The 20,112-nt window shown below is 47.2% G+C and carries 15 protein-coding genes; all 15 read right to left on the bottom strand.

The window, feature by feature from the left end:
• Window positions 1-36: 36 nt before the first annotated feature.
• The 15 genes from yfmH to asd all read right to left on the bottom strand — a co-directional run bounded on the left by yfmH (window position 37) and on the right by asd (window position 19,726).
• Window positions 37-1,329, bottom strand: coding sequence for an EF-P 5-aminopentanol modification-associated protein YfmH (gene yfmH, locus ADU22_RS10950; protein WP_197280130.1), 1,293 nt, complete (start codon window positions 1,327-1,329; stop codon window positions 37-39).
• Window positions 1,326-2,603: an EF-P 5-aminopentanol modification-associated protein YfmF gene (gene yfmF, locus ADU22_RS10945; protein WP_053364528.1), complete on the bottom strand. Its 1,278-nt coding sequence runs from the start codon at window positions 2,601-2,603 to the stop codon at window positions 1,326-1,328. The genes yfmH and yfmF overlap by 4 nt, the downstream gene beginning before the upstream one ends.
• Window positions 2,604-2,908: 305 nt before the next feature.
• The gene (locus ADU22_RS10940) at window positions 2,909-4,003 is read right to left on the bottom strand and encodes a GGDEF domain-containing protein (RefSeq protein WP_053362183.1); all 1,095 of its coding nucleotides are present in this window, start codon (window positions 4,001-4,003) and stop codon (window positions 2,909-2,911) included.
• Window positions 4,004-4,210: 207 nt separating this feature from the next.
• Window positions 4,211-5,164, bottom strand: a complete 954-nt coding sequence (locus ADU22_RS10930; protein WP_046522112.1) for an ABC transporter permease — start codon at window positions 5,162-5,164, stop codon at window positions 4,211-4,213.
• Entirely contained in the window at window positions 5,148-6,245 is a 1,098-nt protein-coding gene (locus ADU22_RS10925) for an ABC transporter permease (protein WP_053362181.1), read from the bottom strand. Before ADU22_RS10925 ends, ADU22_RS10930 begins: the two co-directional genes overlap by 17 nt.
• Window positions 6,242-7,765, bottom strand: a complete 1,524-nt coding sequence (locus ADU22_RS10920; RefSeq protein ID WP_053362180.1) for an ABC transporter ATP-binding protein — start codon at window positions 7,763-7,765, stop codon at window positions 6,242-6,244. Before ADU22_RS10920 ends, ADU22_RS10925 begins: the two co-directional genes overlap by 4 nt.
• 170 nt (window positions 7,766-7,935) lie before the next feature.
• Window positions 7,936-9,042 carry a BMP family lipoprotein gene (locus ADU22_RS10915; RefSeq protein WP_053362179.1) on the bottom strand — a complete coding sequence of 369 codons (1,107 nt, stop codon included), beginning with the start codon at window positions 9,040-9,042 and terminating at the stop codon, window positions 7,936-7,938.
• A gap of 83 nt (window positions 9,043-9,125) precedes the next feature.
• Window positions 9,126-9,851 (bottom strand): GntR family transcriptional regulator, encoded by a 726-nt coding sequence (locus ADU22_RS10910; RefSeq protein WP_053362178.1) that lies wholly within the window; start codon window positions 9,849-9,851, stop codon window positions 9,126-9,128.
• Window positions 9,852-10,151: 300 nt separating this feature from the next.
• Entirely contained in the window at window positions 10,152-12,548 is a 2,397-nt protein-coding gene (locus tag ADU22_RS10905) for an FtsK/SpoIIIE family DNA translocase (RefSeq protein ID WP_053362177.1), read from the bottom strand.
• Window positions 12,549-12,692: 144 nt separating this feature from the next.
• A complete protein-coding gene (locus ADU22_RS10900; RefSeq protein ID WP_053362176.1) occupies window positions 12,693-12,905 on the bottom strand; it encodes a YlzJ-like family protein in 213 nt (70 codons plus the stop codon).
• Window positions 12,902-13,633: a ClpP family protease gene (locus tag ADU22_RS10895; protein ID WP_502688761.1), complete on the bottom strand. Its 732-nt coding sequence runs from the start codon at window positions 13,631-13,633 to the stop codon at window positions 12,902-12,904. The genes ADU22_RS10900 and ADU22_RS10895 overlap by 4 nt, the downstream gene beginning before the upstream one ends.
• A 508-nt stretch (window positions 13,634-14,141) precedes the next feature.
• Window positions 14,142-15,815, bottom strand: coding sequence for a ribonuclease J (locus ADU22_RS10890; RefSeq protein WP_053362174.1), 1,674 nt, complete (start codon window positions 15,813-15,815; stop codon window positions 14,142-14,144).
• A 679-nt stretch (window positions 15,816-16,494) separates the two neighbouring features.
• Complete coding sequence (gene dapA / locus ADU22_RS10885) at window positions 16,495-17,364, bottom strand: 4-hydroxy-tetrahydrodipicolinate synthase (protein WP_053362173.1); 870 nt, start codon at window positions 17,362-17,364, stop codon at window positions 16,495-16,497.
• Window positions 17,365-17,377: 13 nt separating this feature from the next.
• Window positions 17,378-18,616 (bottom strand): aspartate kinase, encoded by a 1,239-nt coding sequence (dapG, locus tag ADU22_RS10880; protein WP_053362172.1) that lies wholly within the window; start codon window positions 18,614-18,616, stop codon window positions 17,378-17,380.
• A gap of 60 nt (window positions 18,617-18,676) precedes the next feature.
• Complete coding sequence (gene asd / locus ADU22_RS10875; protein ID WP_053362171.1) at window positions 18,677-19,726, bottom strand: aspartate-semialdehyde dehydrogenase; 1,050 nt, start codon at window positions 19,724-19,726, stop codon at window positions 18,677-18,679.
• Window positions 19,727-20,112 lie beyond the last annotated feature (386 nt).

Here is a 20,112-nt window from a genome sequence, read left to right as displayed (position 1 = left end):
AAAAAAACGCCGGCTTTTGAACCGGCGCCTTCATACTTATTTTTTAGGGACTACCTGGCAGACCGTAAACCTCTTTTCATCGATAAAGCTGGAGGCAGCCTGCCTGATGTCGTCCAATTTTATGCTTTCAAGCATCGGGACAACATCGAACAAGTCCATTTCATTAAAGGCATAGCGGGTAAACTGGTTGGCAATATATTCAGGCGAATTGATGGCCCTCAGGAAATTCCCGATTTTCTTCTTTGTTGCCCTGCCAAGGTTTTCTTCGGTGAAATTGGTGCCTGCTTTGGCATCAAGCAGCATGCCTGTCAGCTTCTCGGCAAGCTTCCCGGCATCAGGCGTATCGCCTCCGACCATGGCGAAGCCAAAACCCTGCTCCTGGGTGTAATCATAGGAGAAGGAATCATCAACCAGGCCCTCGCTATATAGCTCCGAGTAATGACGGGAACTTTTGCCGAACAAAATATCCAGCATAAGATTTATGGAGAGCTCCCATTTCAGCATCTCCTTGCCCGTCATCTCCCCAGGGGGTGCCTTGATTCCAACGAGACATTTTGAAGTCTGGACATTCATTTCCAATACCTGCTTCTTTTGTGCCACTTCCTCGATTTCCAACTCAAAACGGCGCTGGATTTCGGGTTTATCCGTATATTCCTTTTTACTTTGGTTTTCTTTAATCTGCTTCATGACCTCATTGGGATCAACTGGCCCGACAACAAACAGCAGCATATTGCTTGGGTGGTAGAACGTTTCATAACATTCATACAGCATGTCTTTTGTGATATGCGAAATCGACTCGATCGTCCCTGCAATATCGATGCGGACCGGATGCTCTTTGTACATGTTTTCGATGGCGCCGAAATAGAGGCGCCAGTCCGGATTGTCGTCATACATGGTAATTTCCTGCCCAATGATGCCCTTTTCCTTCTCGACCGTCTTTTCGGTAAAATAAGGCTCCTGGACAAAATCCATCAGCGTCTCAAGGTTCTGCTCCACCTGGGACGTGCTTGAGAATAAGTAGGCAGTCCGGGTGAACGATGTGAAGGCATTGGCGGACGCACCCTGCCGGCTGAATTGCTGGAAAACGTCGCCGTCTTCCTTTTCAAAAAGCTTGTGCTCGAGGAAGTGGGCAATTCCATCCGGGACCTTCACATACTCTTCTTTCCCAAAGGGCTTGAAATGGTTATCAATCGAACCATACTTTGTCGTAAAAGTTGCATATGTCTTGTTAAAGCCTTTTTTCGGAAGGATATAGACATCAAGGCCATTCCCCAATTTTTCATAATAAAGTTCTTCCTGCAGCTGTTCAAAAGCAATTTTCTCCATTATTTCCCCGCCTCCATTCCGGTTAAAAAGTAAATGGTATCGAGGTTGACCTTGTTGGCAACGGCGATAATGTCTTCTTTTGTGGCCTGCTGCATGCTTTGCATCCATTGATCGAGCGGCACATGGGTCTTTGAGACCACGTTATGGTAGATGACCTCCACAATTCCMCTCGCGGTATCAAGGGTTTCGAGCATTTGATTTTCAATCACCGCTTTAGTCTGCTGAATTTCTTCTTCGCTGAAGTCTCCCGATTTCATCGCTTCCATTTGTTCCTTAATAATGTCGACAGCAAGTTCGAAATTTTCAAATTCAATGCCTGACATGACCATCATTAGCCCTTTATGGCTTTCAAGCCGGCTCGCCACATAATAGGCCAGGCTGTTTTGTTCCCGGACATGGTGAAAAAGCTTGGAATGGGAAAAGCCGCCATAGATGCCGTTGAAAACCTGAAGGGCATAATAGTCTTTGTCGCCATATTTTACATTCGTCCTGAACCCGATGTTCAGCTTTCCCTGCTTGATGTCCTGCTGCTCTTTCACCACTTTTTCTTCATTCCGGATACCTGACAGCAAGTTGGCCTCAAGCGGAGTCCTTGGAGCAAAGTCAAAAAGCGACGCCGCGGCTGCTTCCACTTCTGCTTCAGCAACATCCCCTATCACATATAAATCCAGTTCATCCTCGGCAAACGCCTGCTGGTAGTAGCTGTATAAATCCTTGGCGGTGATGTTGTCTACGTCATCAAGTTCACCGTTGACGTGAAGAGCATAAGGCTCCCCGGCACACATCTCCTGGACCAGGCGGTGGCTGGAGTAGCGCATTTTATCATCATAGACAGAGTGAATCCTTTGTTTCAGCGTCCGCTTTTCGTTTTCCACTGTCTCGCTGTCAAATGACCCATTTTTAGCCAGCGGGTTTAGAAGGATATCAGCCAGAAGCTCCAGTCCCTTGGCAAGCAACGGAGTCGGGTCACTGAGGAACTTCTCATTGGCAATTTCAATGGAAAAGGACAGAATCTGGTATTCCCCTTTTTTGGCAACATCGACAAATAAATTGGCACCATACAAATCATCAAGATAAGAACGCAGCTTTTCAGTTGTAGGATAGGCGGCTGTACTGCTTTGCAGGACATGCGGCATCAGCGCACGCTTTGTCACCCCTTCCTTGTTCAGCGGCGCTTTCATCTTCCATACAATGGTGTTGGTCTTGAATTTATCGCTTTTGACAATATGAAGCTTGTAGCCATTCATTTCTTTTACTGCTTCCGAAATCACTCCCATGAGCGTCCTCCTTTTTACCATGCCTTCGATCAAGGCCGTCATCCTCCTTACGGGAGGTACATCTGGCCGGCTTTAGGCACCAGCACAGAATCCATTCTTTTGTTCATCTTATGTATGACAATGAAATGTTATATTTTTATCTTTGCCTTTGGCAAAAAATCCTATTCTCACTATACCTTCCAGTTTCAGTACTTTACAAATAATAAGGGTTAAAAATAAAAACTCCCTGTGAGGGAATTTTTTTATTTGGGAATAGGCCTCTCCTATAAGGGAATTAAGTGTCAAAATAGTACGTGATTTTTGTGCTACACCCTGGCTGCTGCCATCTCCCTTAAAGCGATTTCACTCCGGTTGATATAAAATGAACCATTATCAAACAAGGCCCGATTTTTGCCCTGGCTCTTCGCAGTGTATAAAAGCTGGTCGGCACTGTACAAAAGCTGGTCAGCCGAGTCATAAGGCCGCTTATATGCTGCCCCGAAGCTCATTGTAACTTTGAGGCTTCCCGACGGTCCATCCGGCTGGTCAAGCCGGTCATAGAGTTTTTGAAAAAAATCCTTCAGGCCTTCTTCCCCAAGGTCCGGCAGCAGAAAAGTGAATTCTTCACCGCCGTAGCGAAAGGCCTGCCCACCGTAGTTGCCAGCCAGCTCCCTGAACAAACCGCCAATCCCTTTCAGCACTTCATCTCCCATCATATGTCCATAGAGATCATTCACGCACTTAAAATAATCGATGTCCCCAATAACCAGGATGAACGGCTTATTCCCTGCAGCATGTATCCTCAGCTGCTCCTGGAAGAAACGATGGTTATAGAGGCCTGTTAAGTAATCGGTAATCATTTGCTCATGAAGAAATTCTTTTTGTCTAATGTGCTTCCGCTCCCGGATGACAATCATGGAACCAAGCAGGCCGACAATCCAGATAAAACAAAGGTTTACGAAAAAATGGAACAGAAGATCAAAAGGATGCACTGGCTCGAACCACAAAACGGCACAATATCCGGCGCTGATTGCGAGAGAGGAGAGGATTGCCCCTTTGGTACGCCAGTAGATGGTCGCATGCATGATGATTAGGAAGGCAATCGGAAAGAGAGGGCTCGCTACCCCACCCGATAGGACAAGCAGCCAAATAAAGGCCACAAAGTCGAACAAAATCCCGGTTTTAGCGATGACTGGAAAGTAGGCCTTTTCCTCGGAGAGACGATAAAGAGCCATTTGGGCAATCGCCATATAACCAATCGACATTGCCAGCAAATAAGGAAAGGTGGCATGGCTGAAGGCGAGACGCTCTGATAAAGGCGGAAAGTAAAACATTAGAACAGCGGCAACGGCAAAAACCCATCTCAGATAAGAAAAAATTCTCTCCGTCTCAAAATCGTCCATATACAAGGATAGCTTCATAATTTATGACCTCATATCCAACTGTTATATTTAGCCATTTTTATTTTATCATAAATGTAAACGATAATTTTAACAAAATATCTAATTTTTCGTGGAATTTTGAGCATTCCACCATATAGGATAGTTTTTTTAAAAAGGGGGTTCAAACACAGGATTTGGGGTATAAGAAAATAGCCTGGGCCAAAGCCCAGGCTGATTCGGTTTACATTATCTTTTTCCTGAATCAAATGTTTCACCGGCTGCTTTAGGTGCCTGCGATGATTTCGAAAACACAACCAATGCAATAAGCGTGACAATATACGGGAAGGTTTTCAACAGAATTGGCGGGAAGACAGCCAGTTCAGGGATAACCTGGGAAACGTTGGCGATGGTGCTGGCAAATCCAAAAAAGAAGGTTGCTGCAAGAATCCCCAAAGGTCTCCATTGTCCAAAAATCAAGGATGCAAGCGCCAGGAATCCTAGTCCCGAAACCGTACCGGTAAATTCACCAGCATAGGTCACAATGATCAGTGCTCCGCCCAAACCGGAAAAAGCACCCGAAATCAAAACGCCGCTGTAGCGGATTCTTCTAACATTTACCCCGGCAGCTTCTGCAGCTTGGGGATATTCCCCGCAGGACCTTAATCGCAATCCAAATTTTGTTTTATACAACACAAAAGCGCTGATAATCAGGACGAGTAAAATAAACCAGGTGGTTGGATACGTCTTTGTAAAGAATAGATCTCCGATAATGGGAATGGAGGATAAAACCGGAATATCGGACGGCGAAAATCCGCTCGTGATCCGAATGTTTCCGCTCCCTGTAATATTTCGCGCAAGGAAGACCGTCAAGGCTGTGGCAATCAGGTTGATCGCTGTTCCGCTGATGATCTGGTTGGCGCTTAAGTTGATGCTGGCAAAAGCATGCAGAACCGAGAACAAAAGTCCTGCCAATGCAGCCATAATCAGTCCTGCCCACAATACCATGGTGTGATTGGACCATACTCCCTGGAGATAATAAATTGTCAGGGCGCCCGAGAAAGCGCCAATGACCATCAGCCCTTCGAGTCCAATATTGACAATACCGCTTCGCTCACTAAACAGGCCGCCTAACGCTGTAATCAGAAGAGGAATGGTAAATATGATCGCATAAGGAAATATCTGCTCAATGATTGTCCACATCTTTGGATTCCCCCTTCTTGACATTAGGGACAACTACATCCTGCCCTTTTGAAGCTGGCTTCCAGAACTTGCGCAGAAAGCGCTCGATCAGGATGCTTGTAGCAGCGAAATATATGATGATTGCAATGATGGTATTGGCCAGTTCAGGTGGAATTTCAGTCATCGCATTCATGAAGCCTGTACCGGAGTAAAGGATTCCGAAAAGGATGGCGGCAAAGAATACTCCTATCGGCGTGTTCGCACCAAGCAGGGCAACGGCAATTCCATCGTACCCCTGGGTTGGCAGGATCCCGATCTGGATGCTGGATGCATTTCCTGTATACAAAGCAACCCCGCCGATTCCGGCAAGACCTCCCGAAATAAGCATGGAAAGAATAATATTCCGATTGACCCTCATCCCTGCGTACTCGGCTGCAAACCTGTTGAATCCAACTGCTTTTAATTCATATCCGAGCGTTGTCTTATTGATGATAAAGGCAATAATGATAGTTGCGATGACAGCCAGGAACAAACCAAGATTGATATAGGAACCATCAAACATGTCCGACAGGAATGGAGTTCTTAAAGTGGCCGATTCCGGAAGCTTCCTTGATTCGGTTTCAAGGAAATCCCCCTTGAAGTAGCCCGGAACCACATAATAAACCGTCCAGTAGGCAATCCAGTTCATCATGATGGTGGATACTACCTCGTGAACATTGAACCTGGCTTTAAGCAATCCGGGAATAAAGGCCCATAGGGCACCGCCAATGAGGCCTGCCAGAACCATTACGAGCAGCAGCACCGGCCTTGAAAAATCATAAGTCAAACCAATTGCCGTGGCAAGAAGGCCGCCGATCAGCATTTGGCCGGAAGCTCCGATATTAAACAGTCCAGTACGGAATGCAAAGGCTACGGAAAGGCCGGTAAAAACCAATGGAGTGGCTGTTGCCAATGTATTCCCGATTCGCTCGATATTTTTAAGGGACCCTTGGAAAAGGTAAGAATAGCCCTCAACAGGATTGCTTCCGATAAAAAGCATCAGAATTCCGCCCGCTATAAGTCCCAGTATAATGGCGATTATTGATACGATGGTATTCCTCATACGTTTCTCTCCTTGCCTACGCCTGCCATCATAAGTCCTACTTCATTTTCGTTTGTTTCGGAGGCCTTCACTTCACCAACAAGCTCCCCATTGTTCACGATGGCAATCCGGTCTGATAGTTGCAGTACCTCATCCAGTTCCAGTGATACGAGAAGGACGGCTTTGCCTTTATCACGGTGCTCTATTAATCTTCTATGAATGTACTCAATTGACCCCACATCCAATCCCCGGGTTGGCTGGACGGCAATCAGCAAATCAGGATCCAGCTCCAGTTCCCTGCCGATAATGGCCTTCTGCTGGTTTCCGCCTGACAGGGTCCTGGCAATGGAAGCGGCTCCTTCCCCGGAACGGACATCAAAGTTTTGCAGGATGTTTTTTGCGTACTTCCGGATTGCCGGCATATTCAGCAACCCATATTGGGAGAATGGCTGTTTATTATAAACTTCCAATACCATATTCGACTCCATCGTATAATCAAGAACAAGCCCGCGCTTCTGGCGATCTTCCGGGATATGTCCCAATCCCTTTTGGATGCGGTTCTTGATTGGAAGATTGGTAATCTCTTCCCCTTTCAGAAAAATCTTTCCGGCCTCTACCTTCCGCAGTCCTGTAATGGCTTCGACGAGCTCCGATTGGCCGTTCCCGTCAACTCCGGCGATGCCCAGGATTTCCCCTTTTCTCACTTCAAGCGAGACATCTTTTACGCCCAGTACTTTACGGTTATTTTTAACAGAAACTCCATCTATTTTAAGTACAACATCACTTGGTGTACTTTCTTTCTTATCCACTTTAAAAGAAACGTGGCGGCCAACCATCATTTCAGCTAGGCTTGCTTCACTGGCCTCGGCAACATTCACGGTCCCGATGGACTTGCCTCGGCGTATAACTGTACAACGGTCTGCAACAGCTTTGATTTCCTTTAGCTTATGAGTGATAATAATAATCGATTTTCCTTCTTTGATCAGGTTTTTCATAATTTTCATTAATTCCTTGATTTCAACTGGTGTCAATACAGCAGTCGGTTCATCGAAAATCAGGACCTCTGCTTCGCGGTAAAGCATTTTCATAATTTCAACTCTTTGCTGCATACCGACGGAGATATCCTCAATCTTTGCGTGCGGATCTACGTTCAAGCCGTAGTGCTTCGATAATTCCGCAATCTTTTTCGCCGCTGAATCAATATCCAGCACCATGCCCTTTACAGGCTCACTGCCCAAAATTATATTTTCTGTAACCGTAAAATTGTCTACAAGCTTAAAATGCTGGTGAACCATGCCAATCCCAAGCCGGTTGGCAACGTTTGGATTTGTGATGCGGACTTCTTTTCCATCAACCTTGATCACACCTTTTTCAGGCTGATACATTCCAAACAAAACGCCCATCAAGGTGGATTTTCCTGCTCCGTTCTCTCCCAAAAGTGCGTGGATTTCCCCCTTTCTCAACGACAGGGAAATATTATCATTCGCTACGATACCCGGAAATTCTTTTCGGATATTCAGCATCTCAACAACATAACTCATAGCAGCACTCACCTTTTATATAGACTCAATATTCCCTTCATGCATAGGGAGTCCCTTATCACGATCGAATGACGAGAAGATTGCAGTAAGAAAACTGGTTTTCCTGTGCTTCTATTCCATTGATTGATAGAAAAAGAGACGGATAGAAAACCGTCTCTTATATGCACTGGTTACTTCAACAGGTCGCCTTGTTCGCCGGATACTTTGATTTCATCCGATTTAATTTTTTCGTATACTTCCTTCACCTTGCTGACAGTATCTTCGCTTAGGTTAGGATTTTCTTCAGGCAAACCGATTCCATCGTTTTTCGCATCGAAAGTCAATGTTTCGCCGCCCGGGAATTTTCCATCAAGCTCTTGCTGAATCATGTCAAATGCAACTTGGTCAAGCTTCTTCATGGCAGAAGTCAGGATAACAGATTTATCGCCTTCATAGATTCCATCCTCATACTGGTCAACGTCAACACCGACGATCCACACTTCTTCCCCGCCCTTCGCACGGGTTTTTGCTTCGTTGATCGCTCCCACACCTACACCGCCAGCTGCCGTAAAGATGACTTTAACGCCGCGGTCATACATTTGCGCAGCGATTTGTCCGCCGGCAGCCGTATTGTCGAAAGATCCTTGGTAGATTACGTTTTCAGCCTTGATTGAAACGTTTGTATCGAGGTTTTCATTGGCATACTTAAGGCCTTGCTGGAAGCCCCAGTTGAACTTTTGTACAGCAGGGATTTCCATACCGCCGATAAAGCCTGCTTCGCCTTCCTTCATTTCAAGGGCAGCAGCTACACCAGCAAGGAAACCAGATTCATGCTCTGCAAAGAACACGGCAACTGTATTATCTTTTACAACTGGCTTAAAGTCTCCGGAATGCGGGTTTCCGTCAAGAATGACAAATTTGGCATCTTCATATCGGTCCTGGGCTTGAAAGATAGCTGTTTCAAATTTAAAGCCTGGAGCAACAATGAACTTATAATCTGCATCGTATAAGTTTCCAATTTCCTTTAAATACTCAGCTTCTGTTGTACCAGCAGGTTTAAGGTATTTAGTAGTCACGCCAAGCTCGTCTTCAGCCTTTTTAATCCCTTCCCATGTACCTTGGTTAAAGGATTTGTCATCGATTGTACCGGCATCGGTAACCATACCTACTCTCAGGTCGGCTTTGCTTCMTTCACCTTCGCCATTAGTACCTTCGTCACCATTTCCGCCGCATGCAGCCAGGATGGTGCTTGCTGCCAAAAGCAATGACAAGACTAAACCAGATTTACGTTTTTTCAAGGTTTGTACCCCCTAAGGATTTTGTTCGATTTAGTAGAAATGGAAGAAATCAACAGGGTAACGCTTTCACACTCGGAAAAAAATTAAATCCTTTTCCTCAGGACATGAAAGCTGAACTTATCGGCTTTGAAGTAATTGACAGAATATAGGATTGGCACATCCATTTCATCAAAATGCATCTGCTTCAGGACAAGCAGTGCAGTTTCCGGCTCACATTCGAGGATAGGCGAAATCTTATCATGATAGCCAATTGGTTCGATTTGTGCAACCGCGTACGCAATTTTGCGCGCCGACCCTTCTTCAAGCATTCTAAAGATTGATTCCTTTTCATAGGATATCAAGTCGGGCAAAATATTGAATGGGATTTTGTCGACACAATAGACGACCGGCTCCCCATTGGCCGTGCGCACACGCTCAATCACAATCATTTCCTCATCCTGTGAACACCTGAAACGGCGCACATCTTCCTCTGTCGGCCCAGTAACTGTTGAATCAAGAAAGACGGTCCCAGGTTTCATTCCAGCCTGTTCAATCATGTTCGTCACACTGTTCAGCTGCTCAATGCCCGATGTAAACAGCGGTTTTGAATTCACAAAAGTCCCAACCCCATGCCGGCGAATGATTACGTTCTCTTCTTCGAGTATCCGCAATGCTTCCCTCAGGGTTGCCCTGCTTACACCCAGCTGCTTGGCAAGATCGAATTCAGAAGGCAGTTTTTCTCTTTCTTTATAAACTCCATCCTGGATATCCTGCTTGAGCCGATCAATCACTTGCAAGTAAAGGTGACGATTATCTGATTTGATTGACATGGACAATTCCTCCAACCTTTTCTTTCCAGACATCAGACTTCTGATGTATTACATTCCTACTAATCGAAATTAATATATCATTTTTTTATTTATAAATAAATAGACTTTCAACATTTTGTCGAAAAAAGGGAACAAGAACCTTGATAGGGCCATTTTATCCTCTCCTTTTTATTTATTTTTGATATAATAATAGGATGTATGCGCTTTCAACGGTATGTCCTAAATCACTCACCACAAGACTTTTGACCTATAAAAAAAAGCGCAGTCACCTTGCTCGTTAAGGCGCTTGCGCTTTTCTTGTCATGAACTGGCTTCTTCATTTTTCGAGACGAGCACGGTGCGTGGTTTGCTTCCCTCGTATGGACCGACAATGCCCCTTTGCTCCATTTCATCAATCAGGCGTGCTGCCCGGGAGTATCCAATCCTGAACCTGCGCTGGAGCATCGACACAGACGCAGTTTGCATTTCAATGATCAGCTCGACTGCATCGTCATACAAGTCGTCATCCACTTCTCCCGTTTTCTCAGGGATATCCTCAGGAATCATCTCATCCTGGTATTGCGCCTTTTGCTGGCCAATCACGAAATCGACTACCTCCTCCACTTCTTCATCAGATAAATATGCCCCCTGCACACGGACAGGCTTCGATGCACCGACAGGAAGGAACAGCATGTCGCCGCGGCCGAGAAGCTTTTCGGCACCGCCCATATCGAGAATCGTTCTTGAATCGGTTGCCGATGAAACCGCAAACGCGATCCGCGATGGAATATTGGCTTTAATGACACCGGTAATGACATCAACGGAAGGACGCTGTGTGGCTATGATCAAGTGAATCCCCGCGGCACGGGCCATCTGGGCCAATCTTGTTATCGAATCTTCGACATCGGATGAGGCGACCATCATCAGGTCGGCAAGCTCATCAACGATGACGACAATGTATGGCAGCAAAGGCTGATTGGCTTCTTCTTCGGCATTATGCCTTCTTACGTACTCATTGTATCCTTCAATATTCCTTGTTCCCGTATGGGAGAATAGTTCATACCGGCGCTCCATCTCGCTGACAACCTTTTTCAGCGCCTGGGAAGCTTTCTTGGGCTCTGTAACCACCGGGGCGAGCAGATGGGGAATTCCGTTATACACATTCAGCTCGACCATTTTAGGGTCAATCATCATCAGTTTCACTTCATGAGGTTTTGCCTTCATGAGAATGCTTGTAATAATACCGTTGATGCACACACTCTTCCCGCTGCCCGTAGCTCCGGCTACAAGCAGGTGGGGCATCCTGTTCAGTTCGGCAAGCACTGCTTCACCGGTAATATCCCGGCCAAGGCCGATTTGCAGCTTGGCACCCGGTTTATTCTGATGTCTGGCTTCAAGTACTTCTCTTAAGGATACCATTGCCACTTCCGAATTTGGCACTTCAATCCCGATTGCCGATTTGCCGGGAATCGGCGCCTCAATCCGGATATCCTTTGCAGCCAGCGCAAGGGCCAAATCATCCTGAAGACTTACAATCCGGCTTACCTTTACACCTACATCGGGATGGACCTCGTATTTTGTTACGGCTGGACCAAGATGAACCTGTGTGACCCGTGCCTTAACGCCAAAACTTTGGAACGTGCGCTCGAGCTTTGCCGCATTCGCATGGATTAATTCGTATTCCCCGCTCTGGTCTGTTTTATTGGAGAGCTTGAGCAGGTTTACAGGCGGCAGCTCATAGGCGGCATTTTCCACTTCCGTGAAAGCAATTGGAGGCACATTTTCTTCCTCCTCCACACCATCCACGCTTTTGCCACCCTGTTTTTTGGACTTGCTCTTCTCTCCGGCCTCTGCCTGGCTCTTCTCAAGCTGAGCAGCGGCCAACGCCGATTCCTTATCCTCTTGTTCAGGATAGGCCCGTTCCGCAAAGCTGGAAATGATTGGTTCAGAGGGTTCGTATGTTTCCTGGTCAGTCCCTGGCTGGGCCGGGGAAGCAGGAGCAGATGGGGCTGCGGCTTTCTCCTGCTGTTCGATTTTCTTCGCTTCCATCCGCTCGGCTTTTTTCCGGCTCTGATTTTCCTGCCACATCTTCATGTCCTCAATGAATGCTTTCCACTGTCTTGCAATGAAAGATCCTGTCCCGGTGATCATCTTTCCGGCTGCATCTCCGAAAGTCCGGCCCGTGATAAGGGTGATTCCAATCAGGATGGCCAGAAAAGCAATCAGCTGGGAGCCTGCCGCATCAAACAGGAAATAGAACATCGCAAACAGAACCGCGCCGATCATTCCGCCGCCAAGGTCTACTGTGCTTGTTTCCCCTTTGGCTTCCATCCTGAACAGTTCCCATGTATTCGCAATCACACTTGCATTCTCAAATTTTCCCCCATTTGAAAGCAGTTCAAAAAGAGTTACATGGCTGAGCAAAAGAATTGCCCCAATTATCAAGTATGTACCAAAAAGCTTGATTTGCAGCAGAAAGGGCAGCTGTCGTTTCCACATTACATAAACGCTGAAAACGACAAGTCCAATAAGGCCGAGCATGTACCACTCGCCCATGAAGAAACGGAAAAATAAGACGGCCGCCTTTCCGACTGCACCCATTTCTGCCATGGCGATGATGGCCAGGGCAAGCAGGATCAGGCCGCTTAGCTCATATTTCAACGTAGTCTTGATATTGTCGTTTTTGCGGCTCTTTTGCCGTCTTTTCTTTTTTGCCATTCTATCACCTAACAATCTAGTCTTCATTCATCATGAACAATACAGTATCCCCAGGAAGAAAAGAAGCAGCCTTGCTCGGCTGCTGTTCATGGAATTTGTCCTTATTATACCATAATGGCCTGTAAGGTTGCCCAAACATTCGTTCTACAGGAACGAAATTTTTGTTCCTGGTGCACAATCCGGCTTGAGGAAATGGGACGGGTCGGTGCTAAGGATGCGAACGATGCGGTAACTCCCCCCATCTGCCATCTCGGCAAGAACGGGGACACCATTATAATTCATCATGAGCGGAGAAGCGTTCTCTTGGTTTTCAGCCGGGAAAATCATTTCCTCAGGCATCATCGTATATAAAATCATTGTACCATCCCTTCCTGGGACTGCTTTCTAAGGTCAATCAGCTCATTCAGTTTGGCCATGGCCTGGCCAATTCCGCCCACTTCATTGATTAGTCCTGTTTCCACTGCATCAGCACCGACTACATTTGTTCCAATATCCCTGGTCAGGTTTCCTTTTGCGAACATGAGCTCCTTAAAGGTTTCCTCTGCAATATTCGAATTCTTAGTGACAAACTTAATCACTCTTTCCTGCATCTTGTCGAGATATTCAAAGGTTTGCGGCACCCCAATGACAAGGCCGGTAAGCCTGATGGGATGAATTGTCATCGTGGCTGTTTCGGCAATATAGGAATAGTCGCAGGAGACAGCAATCGGAACGCCAATTGAATGGCCTCCCCCCAGGACAATGGAAACAGATGGCTTGGATAAGGAAGCAATCATCTCTGAGATGGCCAAACCTGCTTCCACATCGCCTCCCACTGTATTCAAAATCACCATCAGGCCTTCGATATTCGGATTTTGCTCAATGGCGACGAGCTGGGGAATCAAATGTTCATATTTGGTTGTTTTATTGTGTGGAGGCAGCTGGACATGCCCCTCAATTTGTCCCACAATGGTCAGGCAGTGAATTTTGCTGTCCTGCGAAAGCTGTGGCACATTCGTCTGGCCAAGCTGCTGTATTTTTTCAAGCAGGGATGAAGGTTTTTCATCCTTTTGCCCTTCATGTTTGTCCGGATTACTTTCGTTCATACGCATCCATTTTTACCCCCTGTAGACATGATGACTTTAGTATGGACTTTTTTGGGAGGAATCATGAGCGCAAAAGAAAAGACAGCTGAAGGGAATCTTGAACGGGTTTGCGGGTGTTCATTTGAAAAGATTGAGTGATTTTTTTATTCTTTGCTGATGACTTGTACAGGCGGGGGAAGGGTGGGAGGAATTATAGACGGAGAAATTCCGGTTAAGGTAAATAACAGGGGCTAAAGAAGCAATAATAAGCGGATAAATTCCGATTAACTGTTCAATTAAAAGCTAAATCTAGTGGTTTTTATGAGCATAAGCGGAAAAACTCCTTTTATATCCCGGGAAATATCTGTATTTCCCAATTTAAGCGGAATTCTTACGCTTATTTTTCACCCGCCCAGTAAATGCGACGTTCTAAACTAAATTTTGCATAAAAAATGCTTGGAGATGCCTCCAAGCATTTTTGTTTATTAAAATAAATCCGGGGTCTCTTTCCGCTTTAACAGGGGCTGGCTTATGCCTTCACTTCCATAAGAATCGGCATAATCATTGGCCTGCGCTTTGTTTTATCATACAAATGGCGGCTTAGGCCCTCCCTCATGTCCTGCTTGAGGCCAGCCCAGTCAAAGGAATCCCTGGATATTACCTTTTCAACAATCTCCTTGACGAGGATTTCGGAATCCTTCATCAGTTTTTCCGATTCCCGTACATAGACAAAGCCGCGGGAGATGATTTCAGGGCCCGCCGCAATCTTGCGTTCCGCTTTGTTGAGCGTAACGACCACAATTAGGACGCCATCCTGGGAAAGAAGCTTCCTGTCCCTGAGGACGATGTTTCCAACGTCTCCTACACCAATACCGTCGATCAGGACGTTTCCGGCAGTTACACGTTCCGTTGAACGGATTTTTTCCGGGGTAATTTCGATGACACTCCCGCGGTCAGGTATGATGATGTGGCTGTCGGGAATGCCGCACTCCTTGGCAATATGGCTGTGCGCCTTTAGCATTTTATACTCCCCGTGCACCGGAATGAAGTATTTTGGTTTCATCAGATTAATCATGAACTTAAGCTCTTCCCGGCTTCCATGGCTTGATACATCCACAATCCTCTTGCCCGCGTATACATCCGCTCCTGCACGGAACAGCATATCAATCGTCTTGTTCAGAAAGACCTCGCTCGAGCTGAGCGGTGAAACAGGAATCAGGACGGTATCCCCTTTTTGGATATTGACTTGTGGATGGGTCTGCCTGGCCATTTTTTGGAGAGCTTCAATTGGCTCTCCCTGATTGCCGGCAATTAAAACAACAATCTCATCATCAGGAAGATGTTTAAGCTCCGTAACCGAGCATATAAGTTCTTCATCCACCTCAAGGTACCCAAGGTTCCTTGAGATTTCGACGGTCCGCTTAAGGCTTTTGCCGACCATCGCTACTTTTCTCCTGCTGTCACGTGCACTGTTAAAGATATGCTGCAGACGGCTTAGGTCAGTAGCGAAACAAGAGGCAATCAGCCGGCCTTTCGCCTTGTAGAAAAGATCATAATACTCGCGGGCAACGACCGCTTCGGAAATCGTATACCCTGGCTTCTCTGCTTCCGTGCTGTCAGAAAGGAGGCAGAGGACGCCCTTGTCTCCAATATTGGCCATTTTTCCGACTTCAGGCTGGTAGTGCTTTGCTGCGGCCTGGTCGAATTTAAAGTCGCCTGTATGCACGATCGCCCCCTCCGAGGTGTGGATGCATACCCCAACCGAATCTGGAATGCTGTGGTTGGTTTTAAAAAAGGTAACGGCAACGGCATCGAATTTCAGGCGTGAACCTGAATGGATTTCCCTGAAATCAACTTTGCCGCTGTGTTCCTGCTCTTTCATCTTCTCCCTGGCCAAAGCCAGAGTGAGCTTGGTTCCATAAACCGGAACTTGAATTTGCTTAAGCACATAAGAAAGTGCCCCAATATGGTCTTCATGTCCATGAGTCAAAAATATCGCTTTTACTCTGTCTTTATTCTCTGCCAAATAAGATATGTCAGGAATGACAATATCAATTCCGAGCATCTCATCTTCTGGCAGCATCAAACCGGCATCAACAATGAAGATATCTCCGTCCACTTCTGTAAGATACATATTTTTGCCGGTTTCTCCTACACCGCCCAGAGCGATCACTCTGATGCTCTCATTTTTTCTAGTATTCAATTTTAAGCTTCCTCCTAAGTTGAATTGGGCCGTCCATGACCAGTTATAGTTATTATACTTGAAGGAAGAAATGGTTTACAACTTAAATCGCCCAGCGTAGTGCAAACCTGCCTGCAAATATACTTGTTGGAGAGTACACCAGTTGACTGTTGATACCGTGTCAGTGCCCCTTTTTCAATCGGTGCGGTGAAAATTGGTACTGACGCGACCTCTCAGGACCCCTTTTTCCATCACAGCGCCCAAAATGGGTTCTGACACGACCTCTCAGTGCCCCTTTTTCCATCACAGCGCCCAAAATGGGTTCTGACTCGACCTCTCAGTGCCCCTTTTTCCATCATAACGCCCAAAATGGGTTCTGACGCGACCTCTCAGTGCCCCTTTTTCCATCATAACGCCCAAAATGGGTTCTGACGCGACCTCTCAGTGCCCCTTTTTCCATCATAACGCCCAAAATGGGTTCTGACGCGACCTCTCAGTGCCCCTTTTTCCATCATAACGCCCAAAATGGGTTCTGACGCGACCTCTCAGTGCCCTTTTTCCAAGCACAGCCGCCAAAATGGTATCTGACAAGCCGGCTCAGTGCCCTTTTCCAATCACAACTGCAAAATGGTATCTGACGGGTCACACCCCTCATAAAAAAACAACCAGCCAACACTGGCTGGTTGCTTCCTCGCGTTTTTTACTTTCCTAATAATTTCATGAGCGCTGACCGTTCTTGTTCATTAAGGGGAACAAGCGGGAGCCTTACTCCGCCGACATCCATTCCCTGCAGCTGGAGAGCTGTTTTTACGGGGGAAGGACTTGGTGCGGCGAAAAGTCCCAGCATTAGCGGCAGCAGCTTTTGATGGAGCTGTGCGGCTTCCTGATGGCGGCCTTCCAAAAATGCCTGAACCATTTCCTGCATCTCATTTCCAATTACATGCGCAGCCACCGAGACGACTCCGACTCCCCCAATCGAGAGAACTGGCAGCGTCATGCCGTCATCTCCGCTGTACAGGAGAAAGTCATCCGGGGTATTGGCGATGATTTTCGTCATTGCATTCAGGTCGCCGCTGGCTTCCTTCACACAAACGATGTTCGGGATTTCAGCGAGTCGGATGATGGTTTCGGGCTGGATGTTGACGACCGAACGACCAGGAATATTATACACCATCACAGGCAGATCCGTGCTTTCAGCCACTGCCTTGAAATGCTGGTAAAGACCTTCCTGGCTGGGTTTATTATAGTACGGGGCTACGATCATGATGCCGTCGACGCCCAGCTGGGCAGCTTTTTTCGTGAGCTCGATTGTTGCATAAGTGTTATTGCTGCCTGTTCCTGCGATGACAGGCACGCGCTTGTCAGCGACTTTGACTACATGGCTGAACAAGGCGATTTTTTCTTCTTTTGACAAGGTAGGAGACTCGCCGGTAGTCCCTGCGACAACAATCGATTCTGTCCCGTTCTCAATCAAATGGTTGACAAGCTGTGTCGTCTTTGAAAAATCGACATGTCCCTTGCTGTCAAATGGCGTGACCATAGCGGTCGAGATGCGTCCAAAACGGACCATGTTCCCCACTCCTTTATTGGTTGTGTTCGTATGGCTGGGCCTCTTCCAGCTGGAAGGCATCGTGCAGGGCGTTGACTGCCAGTACAAGATCTTCTTCCTTGACAAGGACCCAGATGGTCGTATGGCTGTCAGCGGACTGCAAAATGCGAATGCCTTTTTCGGAAAGAGCGGTCACAATTTTTGAGGTAMCCCCCGGCACGCCCGCCATTCCGGCTCCAACAACCGAAACCTTTGCACAATTGCGCTCAATCTGCGGCTCGTGTCCAAGTGTTCTCAATACGTCCAAAGCCCGTTCCGTCATCTCTGCGCTAACCGTATAAACGACGCCATTCGGTGAAATATTGATAAAATCCACTGAGATATTTTCATTGGCCATCGCTTTGAATACTTCACTTTGAAGGTTGTACTGATCCTTCCTGGCGAAGACTTTGACCTGGGTGACACTGGCCATATGGGCGATTCCTGTTACCGGACGCTCCTTGATGTCGCTGCCTTTGTTTTGCTTCATGCCGGCAGTGACAAGGGTTCCCAGGCTGTCGGAATAGGTGGAACGGATGCGGATTGGCACCTTGGCCTGCATCGCAATCTCCACGGCCCGCGGATGGATGACTTTGGCACCCTGGTAGGCCATGTTGCAAACTTCTGTATACGTGACGACCGAGAGGGGCCGCGCATTTTCGGCTATCCTCGGGTCTGCGGTCATGATTCCTTCCACATCTGTAAAGATATCAATGAATTCGGCATTAAGCGCCGCACCCAGGGCCGCTGCAGAAGTATCGCTTCCGCCCCTGCCTATTGTGGTCACGTCCCCGTTTGGTGCTGCTCCCTGGAATCCGGCAACAACGGCAACATCCACGGATTCCAACTCCTTCAAGAGCCGATCGCATTGCATCTCAAGGATCTTGGCACCTGTATGTTCCCCATTGGTCAAAAATCCAGCCTGGGCTCCGGTCAATGCCGTAGCCCTGATCCCTTCCCGATGAAGGGCATCCGTAAATACAACGCTGGAGATGATTTCTCCGCAGGAAAGCAGCAGATCTACTTCCCTGGGCTTTAAACCTCCTGTAGTGCCGCCAACAAGGGAAAGAAGGGTATCCGTTGCATAGGGCTCCCCTTTCCTTCCCATTGCCGAAACGACGACCACTGCCTTATTTCCGTCTTCAATGGCTTGTTTTATATGCTTAATCGCATGGAACCGGCTCTGTTCATCGCGAACCGATGTTCCGCCAAACTTCTGGACGACTATTTTCATTTTAACACCTCTGGAATTGCTCTCTGTTTCTGAAACCGAGAGTATGGACTGCATTGTTTATTATTTTACCAAACCAAGCTCGATCAGTGTTTCAGCAATCTGGACAGAGTTCCAGGCGGCTCCTTTTAGCAGGTTATCGGAAACAACCCACATATGGAATCCTTTTTCATTGTCAAGATCTTTGCGGACCCTGCCGACAAATACATCATTTTTTCCTACACAATATGCAGGCATTGGGTAGATTTGCTGGGACGGGTCATCCTGGAGAACAACTCCGGGAGCTTCTGCCAGCAAGGTCTTGATGTCAGCCGCGCTGACCCCATCGGTATCGAGCTCAAAATAAACGGACTCGGAATGGCCTGTGCCAACCGGCAGGCGGACACAGGTTGCTGCTACTTCCAGCTCCGGATGACGCATGATTTTCTTTGTTTCATTGATCATTTTCATTTCTTCAAATGTAAATCCGTTCTCTTCAAACTTATCAATTTGCGGAATGGCATTGAAGGCAATCTGATAGTGTTTATCGAGGGAGCCAACCGGAAGGATGTTCGCCTCGGCTTCCTTGCCTTCGAGGATGGCGCGCGTTTGTTCTTCCATTTCGGAAACAGCTGCTGCTCCTGCACCGGAAACGGCTTGATAAGTGGAAACGATGACTTTTTTCAGTCCGAATTTTTGGCGGAGCGGCTCGAGTGCCACAACCATCTGGATTGTCGAACAATTTGGGTTGGCAATGATGCCATTATGGTTCTTCAGGTCATCAGCATTGACTTCCGGGACGACTAGCGGTACATCCTGAGCCATGCGGAACGCGCTAGTATTATCCACCACAATGGCCCCGCGTTTAACAGCTTCAGGTGCAAGCACTTTGGAAATACTGCCGCCTGCACTAAAAAGGGCAATGTCTACACCTTCAAAACTTTCAGGCTTCGCTTCTTCTATCGTAACTTCCTGTCCATTAAAAACAGCCTTTTTCCCTGCTGAGCGGGCGGAGGACAGCAAAGTTATTTTTGAGATTGGAAAACTGCGGCTTTCCAAAGTTTGAATCATCTGCTGGCCAACAGCTCCGGTTGCGCCAACTACTGCTACGTGGAATCCTCTTTCTTGCGGCATTACTAAGTTCCCCTTCCAAATATAATTTAAACCGGCTGCTGCCGGGCCAATATAAGCTTTAGCGGCAGACCCATTCTCTTGGTTGTCCAGCTGCGGCTCCTAGCCCCTCGAGACGCTTGTCTGGCGTTGCCTCCTAGGAGCTCGGGTCGTAAGCCATAATTCTTCAGAAGGCAAACAACGCCTTCTTGCGAATTCTGTCTTACGCCTATCGCTTCTGAACAGTCGGCTCCGCTTTTCTAGTTCAGACCGACCGATGAAGTCAAAGAACGACTTCMCCTGCCAGTCCTCCAGCGCTGGTCGGCGCTAAGCAGTCGCCTCCGCTTCCAAAATTATTCTGCCGCTTTGATAGTTTCATTTATTTTATCATATTCACTGGTGAAGGAAAG

It is taken from the genome of Bacillus sp. FJAT-27251 (assembly GCF_001273925.1).
In the GTDB taxonomy this organism is placed as follows: Bacteria; Bacillota; Bacilli; order Bacillales; family Cytobacillaceae; genus Mesobacillus_B.
Note: the sequence above shows the minus strand (reverse complement) of the source record. Positions and strands in the feature narration are given on the sequence as shown.